The 5,727-nt window shown below is 45.4% G+C and carries 3 protein-coding genes; 2 read left to right on the plus strand and 1 reads right to left on the minus strand.

Annotated features, from left to right (window positions below):
* Both HAT2_RS03785 and HAT2_RS00010 read left to right on the plus strand, forming a co-directional pair.
* Window positions 1-675, plus strand: a 675-nt coding sequence (locus HAT2_RS03785) for a hypothetical protein (protein ID WP_220253855.1), incomplete at its 5' end; no start/stop codon positions are given.
* 440 nt (window positions 676-1,115) lie between these two features.
* Window positions 1,116-3,629: a hypothetical protein gene (locus HAT2_RS00010; RefSeq protein ID WP_147267436.1), complete on the plus strand. Its 2,514-nt coding sequence runs from the start codon at window positions 1,116-1,118 to the stop codon at window positions 3,627-3,629.
* A gap of 82 nt (window positions 3,630-3,711) precedes the next feature.
* On the opposite strand, the gene dnaK is transcribed toward HAT2_RS00010, so the two are convergent.
* Window positions 3,712-5,646, minus strand: a complete 1,935-nt coding sequence (gene dnaK, locus HAT2_RS00015) for a molecular chaperone DnaK (protein WP_114544007.1) — start codon at window positions 5,644-5,646, stop codon at window positions 3,712-3,714.
* Between the last annotated feature and the right edge of the window lie 81 nt (window positions 5,647-5,727).

Raw genomic sequence — 5,727 nt, forward strand, 5'->3', positions numbered from 1 at the left:
GCTGTCTTTTTCCTTGTTGTTGTGGCTGTTGCCTTTTTCTTTGCTGTAGAAATGGCACTTTTTCTCTTTGCTGCTGTTCTTGTCTTAGTTGAAGCACGTGTTTTTGTCTTTGTGCGAGATATAGTTTTCTTAACTGTTGTTGTTTTTGCCTTTTTCACTGTTCTTGCTGAACGAGCAGGCTTTGCCTTCTTTGTTGCACTTCTTGTTGCCGTCGTTGTCTTTTTGACTCTTGAGGCGGCAGTCTTTCTCTTTACTGCAGTAGCTGTTCTACGGGTGCGAGTTGTTTTGGTGACTACCTTAGCTTTTGCCGGTTTTCTTTTAGTAGGAGAAGCAGCTTTTCTGGCTGTACTTTTAGAAGCTGTTTTCTTGCTCTTCGGTGCACGAGAAGCGAGCAATTCTCCTACTAGTGCCTGGGTAACACGAGAAGAAGCCGAACCGACTGACTTTGTTTTAGCCCTTCTTTTTGTTCCGCTAGTTCCCTTTTTTTTGATCGTTCCTGTTTTAGCTTTCACGTTTTTCTCCTTGGAGCTACTCGCTTCTTTTGCCTGTCCGAACAGGACTTTAGACGATGGTTTTTTTCCTACACTCGTTCGGAGTGCTGGGTGCTTTTTACTGTGCGAATGCATTTGCGAGTTGAGTGCCATAAAGTGTCCCTCCCCATTTTGGGATTGTTAAGGTTGAGCCCTCATTTTTGTTCAGGCCGACATACGTGTTGGCCCAATGTGAAGGAGGGTGGGCCTCATTTCCCTGATCGAAATCGTACTCTCTTGATTAAGCTGTCTCTTACTCCATTTATTTGATCGACTCAACATTTAGAAGTATTCATGTTTCGCTCAGCAATGTGATTTAATTCGGTCTCTTTTTCGTTTTAACGATGCAATGAGAAAGTAACGATCTGTTTAGATTCCTGATCTATAAATACTCTTTTAGGTGTCAAGAGGAGATGACATTATTTTTTGTTTAAAACGAAAAAAAATGGTTTTGGGGCTGTTATTTCGATACAAAACAGCATGTCATGCACAAATTTGTGCACCTAATTTATCTGCCAATAAAGGCGAATCTGTTTTAAAGCAGAGGAGGTGAGGACCACTATCTTGAAAGAGAGAGGAGGAACAATGCAGTCAGGCAGAACAGAAGGACAAGATTTCCGAGTTGATGTGCGAGAGGGCCCAGCAGGTACTTACCAAACGGTAGTAGAAGTACAAACAGAAGCGGGCTTTGAGCGCTTGATCATGCGTATTCGCTTGGATGGGGAAGAGTTAGATCAAGGCGTTCTGCAACTTCTTTATGATTATATTCACAATAGGGACGGATTAACCCGAGAAGAGATCCTAGAAGCCCATATGAAAATGAAAGCAATCAGCCAGAATGTAGCCAGAATTTTTAGAAGGAGAGTGCCTGCCATTCGAGCTTCTGGAATGCGTGGGCTTCTCTTTTCAGCCTCTCGAATTAATGAGATTCCTCAGCACCATCGGGGGATTCGAACCACTTTTACTCGTCTATTTGGAACAGGAGAACGAGGGAACGTAGAACAAGAACAGAGTTTAATCGTCAAAAAAGCATCTCGTGATCTTTACAATGCTTTGCGAACAAGAACAAGAAGCTCAATAAGTTTATCAAGGGGTTCTTCCCGTTTTGTTACTAGACGACCTCGAACTTTTGTTTCTACAGAAGGTATTAGAACAAGTGCTCGTGCAGGCATCCCCCCTTTGGAGTTACCAGAAGAAAGTTCCTCTTCTTCCTCCGAACTTCAAGATGCTGCCAAAGGTGTCTCTCATACACTTTCTTCTTTGCTGGGAGAAGTAAAAACAAGTCTCAGTTCAGATGAGGAGTGGACGCCTGCTTCTTCTAAACAGGCTTTTCATCAAGCTGCTGCAGCAACGACTCAAGCCTTGAGCCATTTAATCTCTTCCGTATTAAGTGGCTCTTCTTCCGAGAAAGAAAGAGTTGAAGTGTCACAGAGGGATACACGACCTAAACAACCTACTGGCCCTACAATGGATAGAACGCGTGCATGGGTCGAGGAATCTGTTCGTCGGACCCTTCGTAGAAATACATCTGGAAGAAGGAGCGCACAAAATGTCTTGACGGAAGGGTTACTAGCTTTTCAGGAGGTTATGAAGTCTGATACGGAAAGTTCAGGGGAAGAAACAGAACATCCCCAAGAAGGAGCACGGCATCGTCTTTCTGTTGACCTTCAAATACCTTTTGCTGCCCTTGAGTTGGACCCTGATTTAGCAGCAGCAGCAGCTTCTGCTGTGCAACCAGGGCAACGCGTCGAGGCTGCCCTTGCAGAAGTTGCTATGAAAAACGTTCTTACGGCAGAAGACATCACATCCTTCGAAGAGCAACTTAAGAGACTAGCCGAGATAGAGGATGGAGAGGACACTTCTTCAGAAGGCATGACGGACAGAGGGTCTGTTGATGGTGTGGCACAGCAAGCTGTCTTTGCGGGTCAAGAAGCAGAAGGCACAAGTGCAACCTTAACTTCAGACGAAACCGAAACAGTTTCAACGATGTCATCTGCCTCTTCGAGGGTAGGCATAACTGGTCGAGAAACCTTGGCTGTTAGAGCAAGGGAGTTTATACACCTGAATCGGTTACAGGAATCTGCTTCGGCACGTTTGCAGTCTGTTCCTGCGGATGTAGGTCCTACTCCTTTAAGTCCATTACACATGGTTCCTCATGAATGGGGTAATTATGTGGGAAGGGCTGTAAGACGCACACTTGTTGCAGGACAAATTCCTCAAGTCATTATCCCTAACGAAGGTGTAGATGCCTCTTCACCAGTTTTGACTGCTTTTTTGGACAACCTTTTTAAGACATGGGGACACAAAGAGGGATATATAATGACAGCTGTTGGCCCTGAGGGAAACCAGCAGCTCTTTTTCTTCCGTAGAAGAAGACAAGTTTTGGGGATAGGACCAGGGCCGAGGCTGACCCCTGTAAGAGAAATCCCAGAAGGCAGTGCTTTACCTATCCTTCTTTTGAGTGACCAGGCCAATTACAAGGTTTCTGATCAACCCCTTCGCCTAGGAGATCCTGTTGCTCAGTATTGGGTCTCGACTCTGGGAGGTTCTGCTCCAAGACTAGACGATTTAGTAGCGGGGATGGTGACAGCTTTGGGATCGAGTAGTTCTTCTTATGCTTTGGGATTGGAAGATCATCGCACGCTTGTTCTCAGGGGAAGATCGCGCAATGTCTCTTCTATGATGGTAGAACAATCGGCACAAACCGCTTCCACAGTTGCCTCGTTACTTCTTGGAGCTATTGAGCTGCTTAACGTAGGGGATGGTCAAACAGTACGGCAAGAGGCAGAAAGATTAACAAGAGATCCTGGGGCTTTTTTAAACGAATCGGGCACACGAGAGGCTGTTGCAGCTGAGATACAGTCTCTTCTTATGATGAACATTGGTCGACCAGGGGAGGAAATCTTTTCTCATATGTCACGAACACCGGCACTTCATTTGTTATTACAAAGGCTTGCTCCACGTCAGGGAGAAAATCAAGCCGTTCGACAAGTCGTACAGGAATTCATTTGGCCGTTCGCTGTTGGACATGTTACGGCCAGTTCGGTCTTTTTGCGATATTTACAAAGAGAGATGAATGGGATGAGTGCCACCGTTTGATTTGTTTGATAACGATAAAAAACCCAGAAGATATGGGTTTCTTCTGGGTTTTTTTCGTTAAGGACGATACTCGTATTGCTTTTTAGACTTGAGGATCTGTATCGATAACCTCAGCTTCAGTTGGTTCTTGTGCAGCTGAGCCGTATTTCTTGAAAGCTTCGGATGATGTTGAAGTGGGTCCTGACTGTTGGGCTCCGGCAGCTTTGTTCATAGCTTCACCAATCTTTTGCATGTAATTATTCAAGTCTTGGTGTGCTGTCTTAAGTTTTTCTAGGTCACGCGGCTGAGCGTTCAACTCTGCATTGAGGGCATCAATACGCGTCTGTACACCTTCAGAAATATCTTGAGGTAGCTTTTCTTTGTAATCATCCAAGGCTTTTTGTGCTCGGAAACAAAGGCTTTGAGCTTCATTCTGCAACTCAGCAGCTTCCTTGCGCTTCTTGTCCTCTTCCGAAAATTTCTCAGCTGTTCTAATCATGTCTTGGATTTCTGCTTCAGAAAGTCCAGATTTCGCATCAATCCGAATCTTCTGTTCTCGATTTGTGGAAAGATCCTTTCCTGAAACATGAAGCAAACCGTCTGCACTGATATCAAATGTAACTTCAATTTGAGGGACCCCTCTAGGTGCAGGAGGAATGTCTGTTAGATCAAAGGAGCCAATGAGCTTGTTATCAGAGGCCATTGGTCGTTCACCTTGAAGAACACGAATTGTTACGGCAGGTTGATTGTCTGTTGCCGTAGAAAAGACCATCTTTTTCTGTGTTGGAATCGTCGTGTTTCTCGGGATGATTGTGGTCATCACCTCACCGAGGGTCTCAATGCCTAGGCTTAATGAGGTGACATCCAGCAACAAGACGTCTTTGACGTCTCCTCCAAGAACTCCTCCCTGGATTGCAGCACCAATGGCTACGACCTCATCTGGATTGACTCCCTTATGCGGTTCTTTTTGGAAGATCTCCTTTACGGCTTCTTGTACGGCAGGCATACGCGTCATGCCACCAACGAGCAGAACATCTGTAATTTCGGAAGGGGAGAGCTTGGCATCTTCTAAGCACTTTAGGCAGGGGCCCTTTGTCCTTTCCACCAGCTGACGACTCAATTGCTCAAACTGAGCCCGTGTCAAAGTCGCCTGCAAATGCTTAGGACCTCCACCTGATGCATCCATGGTGATGAAAGGCTGGTTAATTTCAGCTTGCTGCAAGGTGGACAGCTCAATCTTGGCTCGTTCTGCTGCATCTTTGACTCTTTGAAGAGCCATTTTGTCTTTCGACAAGTCAATCCCGTGTTCTTTCTTGAAGTTGTCGATCAGCCAAGTCATAATCACTTGGTCAAAGTCATCTCCGCCAAGATGAGTATCCCCGTTTGTGGCCACAACTTCAAAGACACCTTCTCCAATTTCAAGAATGGAGACATCAAAAGTCCCTCCGCCTAAATCGTAAACAGCAATCTTCTTGTTTCCACTCTTGTCGACTCCATAAGCTAACGCAGCAGCTGTGGGCTCATTAATAATACGACGAACGTTCAACCCTGCGATCTTCCCGGCATCCTTAGTCGATTGACGTTGTGCGTCGTTGAAATAAGCGGGAACAGTAATGACAGCTTCGGAGATCGACTCACCGAGATAAGCCTCGGCAGATTCCTTCATCTTCATCAAAATATGGGCGCCCACTTCTTCCGGAGAGAGCGTCTTCCCTTCAACTTTGAAGGCTGCTCGGCCGTCTTTCCCTTCAATAATTTCATAGGGCATGTTTTTCATTTCAGACTTGATTTCTGAAAACTGACAGCCGATGAACCTTTTACTAGAAAAAACGGTGCTTTCAGGGTGGGTGAGGGATTGTCTCTTCGCAATAACACCAGCCTGAGGTGTTCCGTCCTTATAGGATACAACAGAAGGTGTTGTTCTCGTTCCCTCCGCATTCGCAATAACAATAGGAGATCCACCTTCCATGACAGAAACACAGGAATTGGTTGTCCCAAGATCGATTCCTATGATTTTCGTACTCTTCTTTGTGCTCATCTCTTATAACTCCTGGTTATTCTTTGATTCTACTTCTGGAGAGGAAGAGTTTGATGTCTCTTCTGTTTGCTTGGGTGGCTG

The sequence above is a fragment of the Candidatus Similichlamydia laticola genome (assembly GCF_003339615.1).
GTDB classification, from domain to species: Bacteria; Chlamydiota; Chlamydiia; order Chlamydiales; family Parilichlamydiaceae; genus Similichlamydia; species Similichlamydia laticola.

What these genes read in the sequence shown, in the direction of transcription:
- HAT2_RS00010 (WP_147267436.1), top strand. Translation starts at nt 1,116, where the DNA reads ATGCAGTCAGGCAGAACAGAAGGACAAGATTTCCGAGTTGATGTGCGA.
- dnaK (WP_114544007.1), bottom strand. Translation starts at nt 5,646, where the DNA reads ATGAGCACAAAGAAGAGTACGAAAATCATAGGAATCGATCTTGGGACA.